The sequence below is a fragment of the Caulobacter hibisci genome, from assembly GCF_016135805.1.
Lineage (GTDB): Bacteria > Pseudomonadota > Alphaproteobacteria > Caulobacterales > Caulobacteraceae > Caulobacter > Caulobacter hibisci.
In genome coordinates this window covers 199,680-214,701 of the sequence record NZ_JADWOX010000003.1, presented here as the reverse complement: position 1 = coordinate 214,701, position 15,022 = coordinate 199,680, and the positions used below count along the sequence as shown (strand labels likewise).

At 69.8% G+C, this 15,022-nt stretch carries 16 protein-coding genes; 9 read left to right on the top strand and 7 right to left on the bottom strand.

Going from position 1 to position 15,022, the window contains the following annotated elements; genetic code table 11:
* Positions 1-2: 2 nt before the first annotated feature.
* Complete coding sequence (locus I4Q42_RS07060; protein ID WP_332873035.1) at positions 3-1,229, top strand: MFS transporter; 1,227 nt, start codon at positions 3-5, stop codon at positions 1,227-1,229.
* A 4-nt stretch (positions 1,230-1,233) separates the two neighbouring features.
* Here I4Q42_RS07060 and I4Q42_RS07055 read toward each other — a convergent pair whose 3' ends face one another.
* Positions 1,234-1,998, bottom strand: a complete 765-nt coding sequence (locus tag I4Q42_RS07055) for a hypothetical protein (protein WP_198575350.1) — start codon at positions 1,996-1,998, stop codon at positions 1,234-1,236.
* Positions 1,999-2,116: 118 nt separating this feature from the next.
* Positions 2,117-2,827 (bottom strand): endonuclease III, encoded by a 711-nt coding sequence (gene nth / locus I4Q42_RS07050; RefSeq protein ID WP_198575486.1) that lies wholly within the window; start codon positions 2,825-2,827, stop codon positions 2,117-2,119.
* Between the two features lie 52 nt (positions 2,828-2,879).
* Here nth and I4Q42_RS07045 point away from each other — a divergent pair, with 52 nt between their 5' ends.
* Positions 2,880-3,356 carry a DUF2244 domain-containing protein gene (locus I4Q42_RS07045; protein WP_198575349.1) on the top strand — a complete coding sequence of 159 codons (477 nt, stop codon included), beginning with the start codon at positions 2,880-2,882 and terminating at the stop codon, positions 3,354-3,356.
* A 60-nt stretch (positions 3,357-3,416) separates the two neighbouring features.
* A complete protein-coding gene (locus I4Q42_RS07040; protein WP_198575348.1) occupies positions 3,417-4,292 on the top strand; it encodes a methylated-DNA--[protein]-cysteine S-methyltransferase in 876 nt (291 codons plus the stop codon).
* 161 nt (positions 4,293-4,453) lie between these two features.
* Here I4Q42_RS07040 and I4Q42_RS07035 read toward each other — a convergent pair whose 3' ends face one another.
* The 3 genes from I4Q42_RS07035 to I4Q42_RS07025 form a co-directional block, all read right to left on the bottom strand.
* A complete protein-coding gene (locus I4Q42_RS07035; RefSeq protein WP_198575347.1) occupies positions 4,454-4,978 on the bottom strand; it encodes a hypothetical protein in 525 nt (174 codons plus the stop codon).
* Between the two features lie 257 nt (positions 4,979-5,235).
* Positions 5,236-5,742, bottom strand: a complete 507-nt coding sequence (locus I4Q42_RS07030) for a DUF1993 domain-containing protein (RefSeq protein ID WP_198575346.1) — start codon at positions 5,740-5,742, stop codon at positions 5,236-5,238.
* A gap of 200 nt (positions 5,743-5,942) precedes the next feature.
* Positions 5,943-6,365, bottom strand: a complete 423-nt coding sequence (locus I4Q42_RS07025; protein WP_232792934.1) for a winged helix-turn-helix transcriptional regulator — start codon at positions 6,363-6,365, stop codon at positions 5,943-5,945.
* Between the two features lie 96 nt (positions 6,366-6,461).
* On the opposite strand from I4Q42_RS07025, the gene I4Q42_RS07020 reads away from it, so the two are divergent.
* Together I4Q42_RS07020 and I4Q42_RS07015 are read left to right on the top strand one after the other, a co-directional pair.
* Positions 6,462-7,361 (top strand): NmrA family NAD(P)-binding protein, encoded by a 900-nt coding sequence (locus I4Q42_RS07020; protein WP_198575345.1) that lies wholly within the window; start codon positions 6,462-6,464, stop codon positions 7,359-7,361.
* Between the two features lie 90 nt (positions 7,362-7,451).
* Positions 7,452-7,880 carry a CBS domain-containing protein gene (locus I4Q42_RS07015; protein ID WP_198575344.1) on the top strand — a complete coding sequence of 143 codons (429 nt, stop codon included), beginning with the start codon at positions 7,452-7,454 and terminating at the stop codon, positions 7,878-7,880.
* Between the two features lie 216 nt (positions 7,881-8,096).
* Here the strand turns inward: I4Q42_RS07015 and mdh are convergent, their stop codons facing one another.
* Positions 8,097-9,059 (bottom strand): malate dehydrogenase, encoded by a 963-nt coding sequence (mdh, locus tag I4Q42_RS07010; RefSeq protein WP_198575343.1) that lies wholly within the window; start codon positions 9,057-9,059, stop codon positions 8,097-8,099.
* 132 nt (positions 9,060-9,191) lie between these two features.
* Here mdh and I4Q42_RS07005 point away from each other — a divergent pair, with 132 nt between their 5' ends.
* The 4 genes from I4Q42_RS07005 to I4Q42_RS06990 all read left to right on the top strand — a co-directional run bounded on the left by I4Q42_RS07005 (position 9,192) and on the right by I4Q42_RS06990 (position 12,610).
* Positions 9,192-10,238, top strand: coding sequence for a MaoC family dehydratase (locus tag I4Q42_RS07005; protein ID WP_198575342.1), 1,047 nt, complete (start codon positions 9,192-9,194; stop codon positions 10,236-10,238).
* A complete protein-coding gene (locus tag I4Q42_RS07000; protein WP_198575341.1) occupies positions 10,231-10,659 on the top strand; it encodes an HIT domain-containing protein in 429 nt (142 codons plus the stop codon). Before I4Q42_RS07005 ends, I4Q42_RS07000 begins: the two co-directional genes overlap by 8 nt.
* Positions 10,660-10,766: 107 nt before the next feature.
* Entirely contained in the window at positions 10,767-11,231 is a 465-nt protein-coding gene (locus tag I4Q42_RS06995) for a DUF4126 family protein (RefSeq protein WP_198575340.1), read from the top strand.
* On the top strand, positions 11,231-12,610 hold the full coding sequence (locus I4Q42_RS06990; protein ID WP_198575339.1) for an FAD-containing oxidoreductase: 1,380 nt from the start codon (positions 11,231-11,233) through the stop codon (positions 12,608-12,610). The genes I4Q42_RS06995 and I4Q42_RS06990 overlap by 1 nt, the downstream gene beginning before the upstream one ends.
* A 1,030-nt stretch (positions 12,611-13,640) precedes the next feature.
* Here I4Q42_RS06990 and I4Q42_RS06985 read toward each other — a convergent pair.
* Positions 13,641-15,017: a sensor histidine kinase gene (locus I4Q42_RS06985; protein ID WP_198575338.1), complete on the bottom strand. Its 1,377-nt coding sequence runs from the start codon at positions 15,015-15,017 to the stop codon at positions 13,641-13,643.
* Between the last annotated feature and the right edge of the window lie 5 nt (positions 15,018-15,022).

The following is a 15,022-nucleotide window of genomic DNA, read 5'->3' as shown; positions in this document are numbered from 1 at the left end:
TCGTGGTCCTCGCTTACGAAGAAGACGCCAAGGCGCGCCAATCGGCCCTTGCGTCGCGACATGCCGCCAAAAGCGGCGCCCTGCTCACCATCGCGGCGATCGTCGTCGCGGCCCTGAACCTGCGCCCGGCCCTGGCCGCGCTCGGGCCGGTGCTCGACACCGTCAAGGCCGCCACCGGCGCCTCGTCGGCGGCGGCCGGCCTGCTGACCACCCTGCCGATCCTGCTGATGGGCCTGGGCGCCCTGCTGGCCGCACCGCTGCGGCGGGCGCTTGGCGAGCGCAAGGGCGTGGCCGCCGGCCTCGTCGCCATCGCCGTCGCCTGCGGCCTGCGCGCGGTGTGGCCCGGCCTTTCGGGCCTGTTCGCCAGCGCCGCCCTGGTCGGGATCGGCGTCGCCGCCGTCCAGGCCCTGATGCCCGGCTTCATCAAGCGCTTCGCCGGCGACGACGCCGCCCGCCTGACGGGGCTCTATACCACCGGCATCATGGCCGGCGCCGCCGTGGCCGCGGCCGGTGCGACGGGCCTGACCCGCCTGGCCGGCTGGCAGGCGATGTTTGGCCTGTGGGCCCTTCCCGCCGTGCTGGCCCTGCTGCTGTGGACCGGCGCGACCCGCCGCTCGCCCGCCGCCGCCCCGGCCGGCGGTCCCGTCGCCGTTCGCCGGAACGCCCTGTGGAAGAGCCCCCGCGCCTGGCTGCTGCTGACCTTCTTCGGCGTCGGCACCGGCGCCTACACCCTGGTGCTGGCCTGGTTTCCGCCGTTCTACGCCAGCCGCGGCCTGACCGCCGACCAGGCCGGCTACGCCCTGTCGGCCCTGACAGTCTGCGAAGTCACCGCGGGCTTGGCCGTGTCCGCCGCCATCGCCCGCCGCCCCGACCGCCGTCCCCTGCTCGCCGTCGCCCTGACCTCGCTGCTGGCCGGCATCGGCTTCCTGCTGCTCGCGCCGTGGCTGGTCCTGCCGGCCGTCTGCCTGCTGGGCGCGGGCATCGGCGCGATCTTCCCGCTGTCGCTGATCGTCACCCTCGACCACGCCGCCGACCCCGACCAGGCCGGCGACCTGATGGCCTTCGTCCAGGGCGGCGGCTACGTCATGGCCAGCGTCATGCCGTTCCTGGCCGGCTGGGTGCGCGACGCCTCGTCCGACCTGTCGGGCGCCTGGCTGCTGATGGCCTTCGGCGTCGTGGCGATGATGGTGATGGCCACGCGGTTCAAGCCGGACGCTCGCGTCGGCTGACGGGTCAGCGCCCCTTCATCGTCGACACGTCGAAGCTGTCGAGGAATGGACCCAGCTTCGTGAGGCGGGCGTCGCAGGCCTTTTCTCCGGCGCAGGTGCTGGTGAAGGCCGCATAGGTCTGGCCGCGCCCGAGGATGTAGGCGGCGGTGCCGAACTGCTCGCCGCCCTCCTCCGTGGCCCAGCGCGCCCCGCATGAGGCGCCCACGAAGCCGCGATTGACGTGGCCGGACACGGCGGTCAGATCGACCAGCTTGCAAGGCGCGGTGTAGGTCTTGGACTCGCGTGTCGTAATGCCCGCGGCGATCTGGGCCAGGACATAGGGAAACACCTCGGGCTTCTTCTTGGCCAGGGACGAGGCGCCGCCCTCGAACACCACGGTGACATAGGTCAGGCCGGTCTCGGGGCGGCAGTCGTACTCGACCTGGCCGCCACGCTGGTAGCCGGTCGCGTCCAGCGGCGCGATCCCGGCCAGGCGGCATCCCGCGTGGGTCCTGGGGAAGCGCAGGCCGGTGGGCCGGTGCTCCAGAACCTCGCCCTTCCAGGCGAAGGTCGCCGGCAGGGGATCGGGCAGGCCGCGGCCTGCCAGGCTCATCCGGCCGGTGGTGATGCTGCCCTCGGCGCCGCGGGTGATCACATAGGTCTTTTCGCTGAACGCGGGCGCGATGATCCCCGGATCGGCGAGGACGGAGCCCGCGCCGCCCAGCCACGGCGCCGGCGCCAGAGTCAGGGTCGCGGCGAGGATCCGCCCGTACTTGGTCTTGGACGTCACGACGATCACCCCGGTCGCGAAAGGCGCACTGCGCGCTGCAAGACCAGAAGCTGGGCCCTGGCGCAACCCATGGTTCGCGCGGGGCGGCGAAAATGCCGAAAGCGCGTGTCCCGACGCCTCAGAACAGCCCGATCGACGGACAGAGATCCGCGATCTTGCAGATCTCGCACTTGGGCTTGCGGGCGATGCAGACATAGCGGCCGTGCAGGATCAGCCAGTGGTGGGCGCGGGTCTGGTACGGGCCCGGCACGATCCGCATCAGGTCGTCCTCGACCGCGTCAGGCGTCTTGCCGGCCGACAGCTTCAGGCGGTGCGAGACGCGGAACACGTGGGTGTCGACGGCGATGGCCGGCTCGACGTCCAGCTCGTTCAGCACCACGCTGGCGGTCTTGCGGCCCACGCCCGGCAGGCTTTCCAGCGCCTCGCGGTTCAGCGGCACCTGCCCGCCATAGCGGTCCATCAGGATGTGGGCCGAGGCGATGACGTTCTTGGCCTTGGTGCGGAACAGGCCGATCGAGGCGATGTACTTGATCAGCCCATCCTCGCCGAGTTCCAGCATCTTTTCGGCGCTGCCCGCGACCTGGAACAGCGGGCCGGTGGCCTTGTTGACCTGCACGTCGGTGGCCTGGGCCGACAGGGCGACGGCGGTGACCAGCTCATAGGGGTTGGAATAGTTCAGCTCGGTCTTGGGCCGAAGTTCGAGACTCTCGAAGCGCTCGAACAGGATGCGCACCCGCTCGCGCTCGGCGGGCGAGATCCGCTTGGTCGCGGGGCGTTTCCTGACGAGAGTTATCGCGGGTTTCTGGGAGGCGGCCATCGCCGCGACCATGCCGTGATGCGGCCGGCTCGCCAAGGCGGCGCAAGCGGCGTAAATCCCGGTCATGGCCGCCGCCCTCTACATGGACGCCGTCATCCGGCCCAACCGCTCGCTGAGCCCGACCGGCACGGCGGTGGTTCTGGGCGTGGTCGTCGCCTTCAACCTGATGGTCGCGGTGTTCCTGCTGGTGCTGGGGGCGCCGCCGGTGCTGCCGTTCCTGGGGCTCGATGTCCTGGCCGTCTGGCTGGCCCTGCGCGCCAGCAACCGCGCCCTGTCGCGGTCCGAACGCGTGCGGGTCACGGCCGAGGCGATCACCGTCAGCCGCGAGGACGCCAAGGGCGCTCATGTGGTCTGGACCTCGCCCACCGCCTTCACCCGCGTCGACCTCGACCAGCCCGGCGAGCACGAAAGCCGCGTGCGCCTCTTCATGTCGCGCCGCCGCCTGACCCTGGCCCGGGCGCTCAGCCCCGACGAGCGCGTGGCCTTCGCACGAGCCCTGGAGCGGGCGATCAAGGCGGCGCGGGCCGAGCGGTGGTCGTGAGGCGCGTCCGAGCGCAAGAAGCGGGCGGACGCCCTCCCCCGCCGGGGCTAGACTGAACCGATGCCTCTCGACGTCTCGCCTTCCGAAACCCTCGCGCGCCTCGCCGAACGTTCGGCCGACTATCACCGCATGGCCGTGGCCCTCGATTGGCTGGCCCAGCGCTGGATGGATCGCCCGTCGCTGGACGAGGCCGCCGCCGCCGTCGGCCTGTCGCCGTTCCACTTCCAGCGCATCTTCACCCGCTGGGCCGGGGTCAGCCCCAAGACCTTCGTCGCCGCCATCGCCCATGCCGAGGCCCGCCGCTCGCTGGAGGCCGGGGCCAGCGTACTCGACGCGGCCTATGACGCCGGGCTGTCGGGCCCCTCGCGCCTGCACGACCTGTTCATCGCCCAGGAGGCGGCGACCCCGGGCGACGTGCGCCGGCGCGGCGCGGGCATGACCCTGCGCTGGGGCTGGGCGCCCACCCCGTTCGGGCGCGGCCTGTTCGTGCTGGCCGAGCGCGGTCTGGCGGGTCTGGCCTTCTCTGACGGGAACGACGACTTCGCCTTCGCCGACATGCACCGTCGCTGGCCCGGCGCCGACTGGCTGCGCGAGGACGCGGCCGCCGCCGAGACGGCCCTGCGGGCCTTCGGCATGGGCGAAGGCCCCCTGCCCGTGGTGCTGATCGGGTCGCCCTACCAGGTGCAGGTCTGGAAGGCGCTGCTGCGCATTCCGGCGGGCGAGACCGCCACCTACGGCCAGGTCGCGGCCTGGGCCGGCAAGCCCAAGGCCTTCCAGGCCACCGGCGGGGCTATCGGCGCCAACCCGATCTCGCTGCTCATCCCCTGCCACCGCGCCATCGCTAAGGACGGCCGCCTCACCGGCTACCACTGGGGCCTGGCCCGCAAGGCCGCGATCCTGGGGATGGAGGCCGTCGCGGTGCAGGAGGTGGCGTAGCGATGTCGCGGGCCTCTGACTTTTCTTGAATTTCCACCCGAAAACCGGTAGATTTCAAAGATCGTCGATGGCGAGCGAAAAACGACGATCCCGCCCGCAAGGGTTTCGCGGCGCGCGAAGGCAAGGGGTTCTCGCACGGAAATGGCCCCTCTTCGGAGGGGCTATTTTTTCATCCGCGGCTTGGGACGCGTGATCGGTTCTCCGCGGACCGTCTTGCCGATCAATGTGACCAGAGTGATGGACGCCAGCTTTCGCCGCGGCGGCAGGTTCGGTTTGAGATAGGCGCTGACGACGAAGAGATTGGCGTCGAACGCCTTGGCCCTCGCCCTTCCGATGTTGAAGAAGACCGCATACGGACCCTTCGCCCCCGGCATGTCTTCCACCAGCAGAAAGTTTCGGCCTTGGCTGAAGTATGCCCGGCCTCGGCCCGAGGCCCGAACGATGGCCGGCAGGCGCAGCGAGCAGCGATGGCGCTCGGCGCAGAAGCAGCGAACGTCGCCATCGACGGCGTGTTTCAGGCCTTCCTCATCGCCTGCGCGAACTTCTCGCGTGAAGGTGTGGTGGCCGAAACTGACCAGCACGCGGTAGCCCGCAGAGCCGTCCTGGGGCGAGACGGTGAGGAGGAAAGGATCCAGATGGGAAAGGTCGTAATCCCCGCTTGGCGAGGCGAAGCGTTCCCAGGCCAAGCTGTGTCCCTCCCGCTGGAGCGCAGCCCAATCCGAGTGAGAACAAAATAGCAACATACGTCCGGACTCGACGTCGGCGCAGGTCAGGCTGAGCCGTGACCGCGATGCGGGGTGAGTAGACGGGTGGAGCGATGGAGCCGGAGGTTTTGAAGGAATTGGCGGTCGTGCTGTCGGCGGCCGGCGGGGTGCTGACGGCGCTGGCCGGCCTGGTCTGGGCGATCCGGCGGCGGCCCTAGAGGGGCCGCCGCCTTTCTTCCTCAAGCGGTCCCGAGGAAGTCGCGCTTGCCCACGACCACGCCGTTCTCGCGCAGGATCGCGTAGGCGGTGGTCAGGTGGAAGTAGAAGTTCGGCAGGGCCTGGCCGGTCAGATAGTCGAGGGCGTTGTGCTCGGTGGTCTCGCCCCGACGGGTCAGGGCCACGGTGCGGTCCTCGGCGCCGTCGAAGGCGGCCGGGTCCAGGCCTTCCACATAGGCGATGGCGCGGGCCACGCGGGCCGACAGGTCGGCGAAGCTGGTCTCGGCGTCGTCCCAGGCCGGAACCTCGACCCCGGCCAGGCGGGCGCTGGCGCCCTTGGCGAAGTCGGTGGCGATCTGCACCTGGCGGATCAGCGGGAACATGTCGGGATAGAGCCGCGCCTTCAGCAGCGCCTCGGGATCGAGCTTGAGCGCCTCGACATGGGCGGCGGCCTTGGCCAACACGCCCGACAGGCCCTTCAGCCCCTGGACGAAGACGGGAACGCTGACGCGGTGTGCGGTGATGGTCATGGAGGCTCCAGTTAGGCTTGGCGACCGCATGTAACCCTTCTCCCCTTGCGGGAGAAGGTGGCGCCGAAGGCGTCGGATGAGGGGTCTCTCAGATCCCGACAACCGCACCTAGCCGATCCGTCTTGGCGGCGGACAGGGTTTTCGACCCCTCACCCGACCCGCTGCGCGGGCCACCCTCTCCCGCAAGGGGAGAGGATCTCCTAAGCCGCCGCTTCAGCCTCGTCATAGCGCGACCGCGCCGCGCGGATGGCGCCGTGGTGCTCGACGGCCCAGGCGATCAGGGCGTTCAGGGGCGTCTGCAGCGACATGCCCAGGGGCGAGAGGCTGTATTCGACGCTGGGGGGCTTGGTGGGGAACACCTCGCGCAGGATCAGGCCGTCGCGCTGCAGGTCGCGCAGGGTCTGGGTCAGCATGCGCTGGGAGATATCGGGCACGGCCCGCCGCAGGGCGCCGAACCGCTTGGGGCCGATGAACAGCAGCGACAGGATCAGCGTGCTCCACTTGTCGCCCAGGTGATCGACGACATCGCGCACCGGGCAATCGGCGCTGCTGAAGCCCTGGCCCCGCCAGTCGTCCATCGCCTCGCAGAGCGCCTCTGGTGAAAGCGTAGGTGGTTCCTTCAAGGTGCCTATCTCCCGGAAAACTGCCGTCTTTACGACGGAGCCTTGCTCTCACATTTACACCAGGTCTCGAAAAGAGACCAGCAAAGGACGCCGTAGATGACCGCCGCTCGCCCCTTCCTCAACGACCGCCTCCTGGTGACCGGCGCCGGAGGCCAGCTGGGCCGCCGCATCGTCGAGCTGCTGCTCGAGGCCGGCGCCCCGCACGTGATCGCCACCACCCGCGATCCGGCCAAGCTCGCCGACCTGGCCGCCAGGGGCGTCGACGTCCGCGCCGCCGACTTCGACGATCCGGCCTCGCTGAAGACCGCTTTCGCCGGCGCCGACCGGGTGCTGCTGGTCAGCACCGACAGCCTCGACAAGCCCGGCCGCCGCATTGCCCAGCATCGCGCCGCCGTCGCCGCGGCCGTAGAGGCGGGCGTGAGCCACGTGCTCTACACCTCGGCCCCCGGCGCCCGGCCCCAGGCCGGCGGCGGGGTGATCGACGACCACTTCTGGAGCGAGCAGGCGATCATCGCCCAGCCGTCGCTCGACTGGACCATCCTGCGCCACAACCTCTATGCCGAGACCATCCTGATGGGCGCCGGCCAGGCCATCGCCGGCGGCACGCTCTACGCCGCCACCGCCGCCCAGGGCCGCGCCTATGTCACCCGCGAGGACTGCGCCGCGATCGACGCCGCCGCCCTGCTGGGCGCGGAAGGCCGCCAGATCCTCGACGTTTCCGGCCCGCAGGCCCTGACCCAGGACCAGCTGGCGGCCCTGCTCGCCGAGGCTTCGGGCAAGCCGGTCGCCCATCAGGACATCCCGCTCGAAGCCCTGCGCGCCGGGCTCGCCCAGGCCGGCCTGCCGCCCGTTTATGTCGACGTCCTGGCCGACTTCGACGCCCAGGCCGCCGAAGGCCAGCACGCCATCGTCACCGACGCCGTCGAGCGCCTGACCGGCAAGGCCCCGACCAGCGTCGCGGCCTTCCTGGCGGCCAACAAGGCGGCCCTGGCCTAAGCGCCGCCGCGGAAGCAAGCGGAACGGTCTGCGGCGTCGCGGGGTTTCTGTCGGGTCCTATTTGCATTCCCCCTGAAGGAGGAACACCCGATGAAAGTCAGCGACGCCATGACCAGCCAGGTCTCGGTCGCCCGTCCCGGCGACAGCGTGCGCAAGGTCGCCGAAGTGATGGCCAAGATCGACAGTGGCGTGGTGCCGATCGTCGAGGACGGCAAGGTGCTGGGCCTGGTCACCGACCGTGACATCGTCCTGCGCGTGGTCGCCGAGGGCCGCAGCTTCGACAGCCCGGTCTCCGAGGTGATGAGCGACGGCGAGGTGCTGTCGGTCAAGGAAGACGACATCCTGGCCGACGCCACCGCCCGCATGGCCAACAACCAGGTCCGCCGCCTGGTGGTGCTGAACGAGGCCGGCAACCTGACCGGCATCCTGTCCCTGGGCGATGTGGCCAAGGACTACGGCGCCAAGCAGGTCGGCAAGACGCTGGAAGAGATCTCGCAGGACGGCGAGGCGGCGCACTGAACGGGCTCCCTTCTCCCAGAGGGAGAAGGTGGCGCGAAGCGCCGGATGAGGGGTTACGAGGCCTGACGGCGTGCCGGCACGCCGGCTGACGGCGTCACCCCTCACCCTCCCACGCTTCGCGCGGGCCCCTCCCTCTCCCCTCCGGGAGAGGGACGAAAGAAAAAGGGCGGCTCCGCGAGGAGCCGCCCTTCGTCGTTTCGGACTGTCGAACCGGTCTTAGACCAGCGACGGGTCGATGGCCTTGCAGGCTTCCATCAGGCCCTGCACCGACTCCACCGACTTGGCGAACATCGCCTTTTCGGCTTCGTTGGTGTCGAACTCGATGATCTTCTCGGCGCCAGCCGCGCCGATCACCACCGGCACGCCGACATACAGGCCCGACAGGCCGTATTCGCCGTTCAGGAAGGTGGCGCACGGCAGGACGCGCTTCTTGTCCTTCAGGTAGCTGGTGGCCATGGCGATGGCGCTTTCAGCCGGGGCGTAGAAGGCCGAGCCGGTCTTCAGCAGGGCGACGATCTCGCCGCCGCCCTTGCGGGTGCGCTCGACGATGGCGTCCAGCTCTTCCTGGGTCAGGAAGCCGGCCTTCACGGCGTCCGGCAGCGGCAGGCCGCCCACGGTCGAGTGACGGACCATCGGCACCATGTCGTCGCCGTGGCCGCCCAGGGTCCAGGCGTGGATGTCTTCGACCGACACGCCGGTCTTTTCGGCCAGGAAGTAGGCGAAGCGCGCCGAGTCCAGGACGCCGGCCATGCCGATGACCTTTTCCTTGGGCAGGCCTGAGAACTGCTGCAGGGCCCAGACCATCGCGTCGAGCGGGTTGGTGATGCAGATGACGAAGGCGTTCGGGGCGTGGGCCTTGATGCCTTCGCCGACGGCCTTCATGACCTTCAGGTTGATGCCCAGCAGGTCGTCGCGGCTCATGCCCGGCTTGCGCGGCACGCCGGCGGTCACGATGCAGACGTCGGCGCCGGCGATGTCGGCGTAGTCGTTGGCGCCCTTCAGGGCCACGTCCTTGCCGAACACGGCCGAGGCTTCGGCGATGTCGAGGGCCTTGCCCTGCGGGGTGCCTTCGGCGATGTCGAACAGGATCACGTCGCCCAGCTCTTCGCGAGCGGCGATGTGGGCCAGGGTGCCGCCGATCATGCCGGCGCCGATGAGGGCGATCTTCGCGCGAGCCATGGTGTCTCCATCAGGCTGTGGACAGGAAATGTCGGGGCGCGGTCTACGCCCGTAGCGGCTCAGTCTCAAGCCCCCTTTCCCGTTTCGCTGCGCTGCGGCAAAACGATCTGAACACCGATAAGGAGAGGCGCCGTGAGCAAGACCGATCCGGGGAACTTCTTCGAGGACTTCCAGCTGGGACAAAGGCTGGTCCACGCGACCCCGCGAACGGTGACCGCCGGCGACGTGGCGCTCTACACTGCCCTGTACGGCCCGCGATTTTCGCTGTTCTCGTCGGACGAATTCGCCCGCGCCAGCGGCCTGGCCGCTGCGCCTATCGATCCGCTGGTCGCCTTCCACATCGTCTTCGGCAAGACCGTCCCCGACATCAGCCTGAACGCCGTCGCCAATCTCGGCTATGCCGAGGGCCGGTTCCTGGCCCCGGTCTTCCCCGGCGACACCCTGACGGCGGCCTCGGACGTCATCGGCCTGAAGGAAAATTCCAACGGCAAGACCGGCGTCGTCTATGTCCGCACCACCGGGACCAACCAGCGCGGCGAGGCGGTGCTGAGCTATGTGCGCTGGGTGATGGTGCGAAAGCGCGATCCGGCCGCAGTGGTCGCGGATCAGTCGGTTCCGGACCTGGCCAAGGCGGTCGCGCCCTCGGACCTGGTCGCGCCGCCCGGCCTGGATTTCTCCGTCTACAACTACGCCCTGGCCGGCGCGCCGCACGCCTTCGAGGACTACGAGATCGGCGAGAAGATCGACCATGTCGACGGCATGGCGGTGGAGGAAGCCGAGCACCAGATGGCCACCCGTCTGTGGCAGAACACCGCCAAGGTCCACTTCAACCAGTTCGAGCGCGCCAAGGACCCGTCCGGCCGCCGCCTCGTTTATGGCGGGGTGGTGATCTCGACCGCCAAGGCCCTGTCGTTCAACGGTCTGCAGAACGCCGGCCTGATCCTGGGGATCAACGGCGGCCGCCACGTGGCCCCATTCTTCGCCGGCGCGACGGTGTTCGCCTGGAGCCAGGTGCTGGACAAAGCCGACCTGGGCAGTGTCGGCGCCCTGCGCCTGCGGCTGGTGGCGACCAAGGACAAGCCCTGCGCCGATTTCCCCGACAAGGACGGTGAAGGCGTCTATGACCCCGCCGTGATCCTCGACTTCGACTATTGGGCGGCGGTTCCGAAACGTGGCTGACTTCGATCTTCACCCGGCTTTCCCGGCCTCCTCCCACGCCGTCGGCGAGCTGGAACTGTGCCACCTGCGCCTGCACGACGACGCCCGCTATCCGTGGCTGGTCCTGATCCCCCGCGCCGACGGCCTGGTCGAGATCGAGGACCTGTCGCCGCAAGGCCGTATCGCCCTGACCGAGGAGATCGTCGCCGCCGGCGCCGCCGTGCGGGCCGTGGCCGCCGTGCTGGGCCTGGCGGTCGACAAGCTGAACGTCGGGGCCCTGGGCAACGTCACCCCCCAGCTGCACGTCCACGTCCTGGGCCGCCGCGACGGTGATCCGGCCTGGCCGGGGCCGGTCTGGGGCCACAGCGCCGGCCTGGCCTATCCCGACGACCTGCGCGAAGCGGCGATCGCGGCGGCGCGCGCGGCCCTGGAGCTCCAGTAGCTCCAGCCGCCGCTCCCGTAGCGGCCGAAACGTCCAAGCCCGCACGCCGGGCTTGCGGTTTGCTCCCGGTTGCGCGCCTGATCACGGCGACGCTCGGGAGCTTTCGCATGACCCTCTACGTCCTCGCCCTGCTGATCGGGGTCATTGCCGGCCTGCGGGCCATGACCGCCCCCGCCGCCGTCGCCTGGGGCGCGCACCTGGGCTGGATCCCGCTGCACGGCACGCCGCTGGCCTGGCTGGGCGGCAACATCGCCGTCTGGATCTTCACCGCCCTGGCGGCGGTCGAGCTGGTCAGCGACCAGCTGCCCTTCACTCCCAGCCGCAAGGTCCCGCCGCAGTTCGGCGCCCGCATCGTCGCCGGCGGCTTCTCGGGCGCGGCCATCGGCTTCGTCGCCGGCTCCTGGATCGCCGGGGCCGCCCTCGGCGTGGTCGGGGCGGTGCTCGGCACGCTGGGCGGCGCCGAAGGCCGCGGCCGCCTGGCCAAGGTCTTCAAGCGCGACACCCCCGCCGCCCTGATCGAGGACGTCGTCGCCCTCGGCGGCGCTTACCTGATCGTCTCGGCGGTCGGCTGATGTCCCGGGCTTTCGACGCGATCATCGTTGGCGCGGGCCAGGCCGGACCGTCCCTGGCCGGCCGCCTCACCGCCGCCGGCTGGAAGGTCGCCCTGGTCGAGCGCAAGCTGTTCGGCGGCACCTGCGTCAACACCGGCTGCATGCCGACCAAGACCCTGGTCGCCAGCGCCTATGCCGCGCACCTGGCCCGCCGCGCCGCCGACTACGGCGTCGTGCTGCAGGGCGAGGTCGGGATCGACATGAAGGCGGTCAAGGCCCGCCAGCAGACCGTCGTCCACAACGCCCGTGGCGGCGTCGAAAAGTGGCTGAAGGGCATGGACGGCCTGACCGTCTTCGAAGGCCACGCCCGCCTGACCTCGCCCACCACCGTTCAGGTCGGCGACGAGGTGCTGGAAGCCCCGAAGATCTTCCTCAATGTCGGCGGCCGCGCCAACGTGCCCGACATGCCCGGCGTCAACGACGTGCCCTACCTGACCAACACCGGCATGATGCAGCTCGACGTCCTGCCGCAGCACCTGGTCATCGTCGGCGGCAGCTATATCGGCCTGGAGTTCGCCCAGATGTACCGGCGCTTCGGCGCCCAGGTCACGGTCGTCGAGATGGGCCCGCGCCTGATCGGCCGCGAGGATCCGGAGGTCTCCGACGCCGTGCGCGAGATCCTCGAGGCCGAAGGCGTCGCCTTCCGGCTGAACTCCGAATGCATCAGCTTCTCGCCCTCCGAAGAGGGTATTCGCGTCCACGTCTCCTGCCGCGAGGGCGAGCCGGCGGTGGTGGGCTCGCATGTGCTGCTGGCCGTCGGACGCAAGCCCAATACCGACGACCTGGGCCTCGACGCCGCCGGCGTCACCCTCGACAAGCGCGGCTACATCCAGGTCGACGAGGCCCTGCGCACCAACGTCCCGTCGATCTGGGCCATGGGCGACTGCAACGGCCGCGGCGCCTTCACCCACACCGCCTACAACGACTTCGAGATCATCGCCGCCAACCTGCTCGATGATGATCCGCGCAAGGTCACCGACCGCCTCACCGCCTACGCCCTCTACACCGACCCGCCGCTCGGCCGCGTCGGCCTGACCGAGGCCGAGGTCCGCAGCCGCGGCCGCCCCGCCCTGGTCGCTACCCGCCCGATGACCCGCGTCGGCCGCGCCATCGAAAAGGGCGAGACCCAAGGCTTCATGAAGGTGCTGGTCGACGCCGAGACCAAGCAGATCCTCGGCGCCTCGATCCTCGGCGTCTCCGGCGACGAGGCCATCCACGGCATCCTCGACATCATGTACGCCAAGGCGCCGTACACGGTCCTCCAGCGCACCGTGCCGATCCACCCGACGGTCTCCGAACTGATCCCCACCGTCCTGGGCGAGCTGAAGCCGCTCGACTAGGCGAGACCCTCTCCCATAGGGAGAGGGAGGGGCCCAGGCGATAGCCTGGGAGGGTGAGGGGTTACACCGCCAGCGGTCCCATCCCCCGTTCGCCCCCACCCGTAAAATCCCCGCGAAAGCGGGGACCCAGGCTTTTTCTGCAACTGCGGCCGTCCCCAAAGCCCTTCCCCCTTGATGGGGGAAGGGTTGGGATGGGGGTGGAGCCGCGCGTTCCACCTGCAAGGCTTTTCGAGCTGAACCGCCGCAACCACCCCCAACCCCGGCCCTTCCCCCATCAAGGGGGAAGGGAGAAGAAGGGCGATACGCACACCACTCACACGGTGAACTCGGAAAAGAATCGAGCCAATTCAAAGCCATAAACTTTCTCGACCCCAATCGATCCCCACCCACTCAAACCGCCCGCATAATCACTCCATCCCAGCCATGGGGAGGGCTCTTGGTACCGGCCCAAGTTGCGGCTGTGATCGCATCGAGCGGGGCCGCTTGGGGCGTTGCGGGAAGGGCGGGTTTGCAGGATCGCTCAGAAGGCGTGATTGGGCCGCCAGCCGTTCCGTGACGAGACAAGCGGGTCGACAGGGTCGGGATCGTTAAACCGGCCTAACAGGATCAGCCGAGGCCGCCGCCGGATTACCGCGGGGCTGTTGATCCTGCCCGTCCGGGGGCAAGGCTGGCACTTGGGTTGAAATAGCACCCGCGCTCCTGGCCCCTCCGAGACAAATGATGCGGCGGAGCGGTCAGACGAAGCCGAAACGCAAACAAACCCTACGGTCTCCGGGCTCCGCCCGGCCGCTCCGCGCCTTCCCATCCACTTTCGCGGATTTCCGCGAGAGGCCGCAAACCCATGCCCCTCTCCCCTTGCGGGAGAGGGTGGCCCCCGCGAAGGCGGGGGTCGGGTGAGGGGTCTCTCAAACCTCGCAGCCGCGTACCGCGGACAGACCGGGCGGAGCGTCCGACATCCGAGAAACCCCTCATCCGACGGCCTTCGGCCGCCACCTTCTCCCGCAAGGGGAGAAGGAACACCGAGGCAAGCTCACGCCGCCAGCGGCAGCACCATCCGGAACGCCGAGCCCTCGCCGGGCCGGCTGTCGACGCCCAGGCGGCCGCCGTGGGCCTCGACGATGGCCTTGCTGATGGTCAGGCCCAGGCCGTTGCCGTGCGGGGCGGCGGCGTCGGACTGCCAGTTGCGGTCGAAGATCCGGGCGGCCTGTTCGGCGGTCATGCCCCAGCCGGTGTCGCGCACCTCGACCACGACGCCGTCGTCCGACAGGGCGCTCGACAGCGACACCTGGCCGCCGGGAGCGGTGAACTTGATGGCGTTCGACAACAGGTTGGCCACCACCTGGCCGATGCGGGCGCCGTCGGCCTCGAGGATCGCGCCGTGTTCGTCGGGCGCATAGGAGAAGACCACGCCCTTGCGGGCCGCCGACAGCTCGAACTGGCCGGCGATGTCGGCCAGCAGTCGCCGCAGGTCGACCGTCTCCTTGCTCAGCACCAGCCCGCCGGCCTCGATCTTGGAGTGATCGAGGATGTTGCGGATCAGCCGCCGCATGGTGTCGGTGGCCAGCTGGATGTTCTCGATCGCCCGCCGCGTCCTGGGCAGCGCCTCCAGGTCGGGATCCTCCAGCAGGTTCTCGCTGGCGAACAGGATGGTGGTGATCGGGTTGTTGAGGTCGTGGGCCACCACCTCGACCGCTTCCTTGCGGGCGTGGGAGACGGCCTTCTCGCGCTCGGCCAGCTGGGCGGCGACCTGGTCATAGGCCCGCTTCTGTTCGACCAGCCGCAGCAGCAGCCGGCCCAGGAACGCGCAGAAGGCGAAGGCGCAGACCGAGGCGACAGCCAGCACCCAGAACACGATGCGCACCACACGCTGGTTGTGGGCGCGCTCGGCGGCGTAGCGGCCCGCGGCGTGGTCGGTGAAGCGGTCGATGGCCGTCTCGATGTCGCTGGTCAGCGGGCCGGCGTTGCGCTGGAAATAGCTGTTGGTGGCGGTGGTCGTGCCGCCGTCCAGCCGCTGGGCGACGCCGGTGCGCTGGATCGCCAGCAGGCGGCGCTGCAGGGCGGCGACGGCGTCGAGGGCGGCGCGGTCTTCACCGTCGCGGGCCTGGCCGCGCAGGTCGCCGACCAGGCTGTCGAAGCGCTTGTTGGAGCCCTCCAGCTCGTCCAGCAGCCGGCGCTCGCCGGTCAGTACGATCACCGGCACCAGGGCGTTCTGGCGCATCTTCTCGCCGCGCAGCTCGTGGGCGAGGATCACCGTGCGGGTATAGACCGCGTCCAGCCGGTCCTGGGTGGTCGAGACGCGGGCGAGGAAGAACAGCGACGCGGCCAGCAACGGCAGGAAGGCCAGGGCGATCAGCCCGACCAGCACCAGCAGCCTGCGTTCGTAATCGACCATCGGGGCTCCGGTCATGGCGC

Bases quoted from the DNA above. Each gene is read 5' to 3' on its own strand.
- nth (WP_198575486.1), bottom strand. From the start codon at position 2,827: ATGGTCGCGGCGATGGCCGCCTCCCAGAAACCCGCGATAACTCTCGTC.
- I4Q42_RS07045 (WP_198575349.1), top strand. From the start codon at position 2,880: ATGGCCGCCGCCCTCTACATGGACGCCGTCATCCGGCCCAACCGCTCG.
- I4Q42_RS07040 (WP_198575348.1), top strand. From the start codon at position 3,417: ATGCCTCTCGACGTCTCGCCTTCCGAAACCCTCGCGCGCCTCGCCGAA.
- I4Q42_RS07030 (WP_198575346.1), bottom strand. From the start codon at position 5,742: ATGACCATCACCGCACACCGCGTCAGCGTTCCCGTCTTCGTCCAGGGG.
- I4Q42_RS07020 (WP_198575345.1), top strand. From the start codon at position 6,462: ATGACCGCCGCTCGCCCCTTCCTCAACGACCGCCTCCTGGTGACCGGC.
- I4Q42_RS07015 (WP_198575344.1), top strand. From the start codon at position 7,452: ATGAAAGTCAGCGACGCCATGACCAGCCAGGTCTCGGTCGCCCGTCCC.
- mdh (WP_198575343.1), bottom strand. From the start codon at position 9,059: ATGGCTCGCGCGAAGATCGCCCTCATCGGCGCCGGCATGATCGGCGGC.
- I4Q42_RS06995 (WP_198575340.1), top strand. From the start codon at position 10,767: ATGACCCTCTACGTCCTCGCCCTGCTGATCGGGGTCATTGCCGGCCTG.
- I4Q42_RS06990 (WP_198575339.1), top strand. From the start codon at position 11,231: ATGTCCCGGGCTTTCGACGCGATCATCGTTGGCGCGGGCCAGGCCGGA.
- I4Q42_RS06985 (WP_198575338.1), bottom strand. From the start codon at position 15,017: ATGACCGGAGCCCCGATGGTCGATTACGAACGCAGGCTGCTGGTGCTG.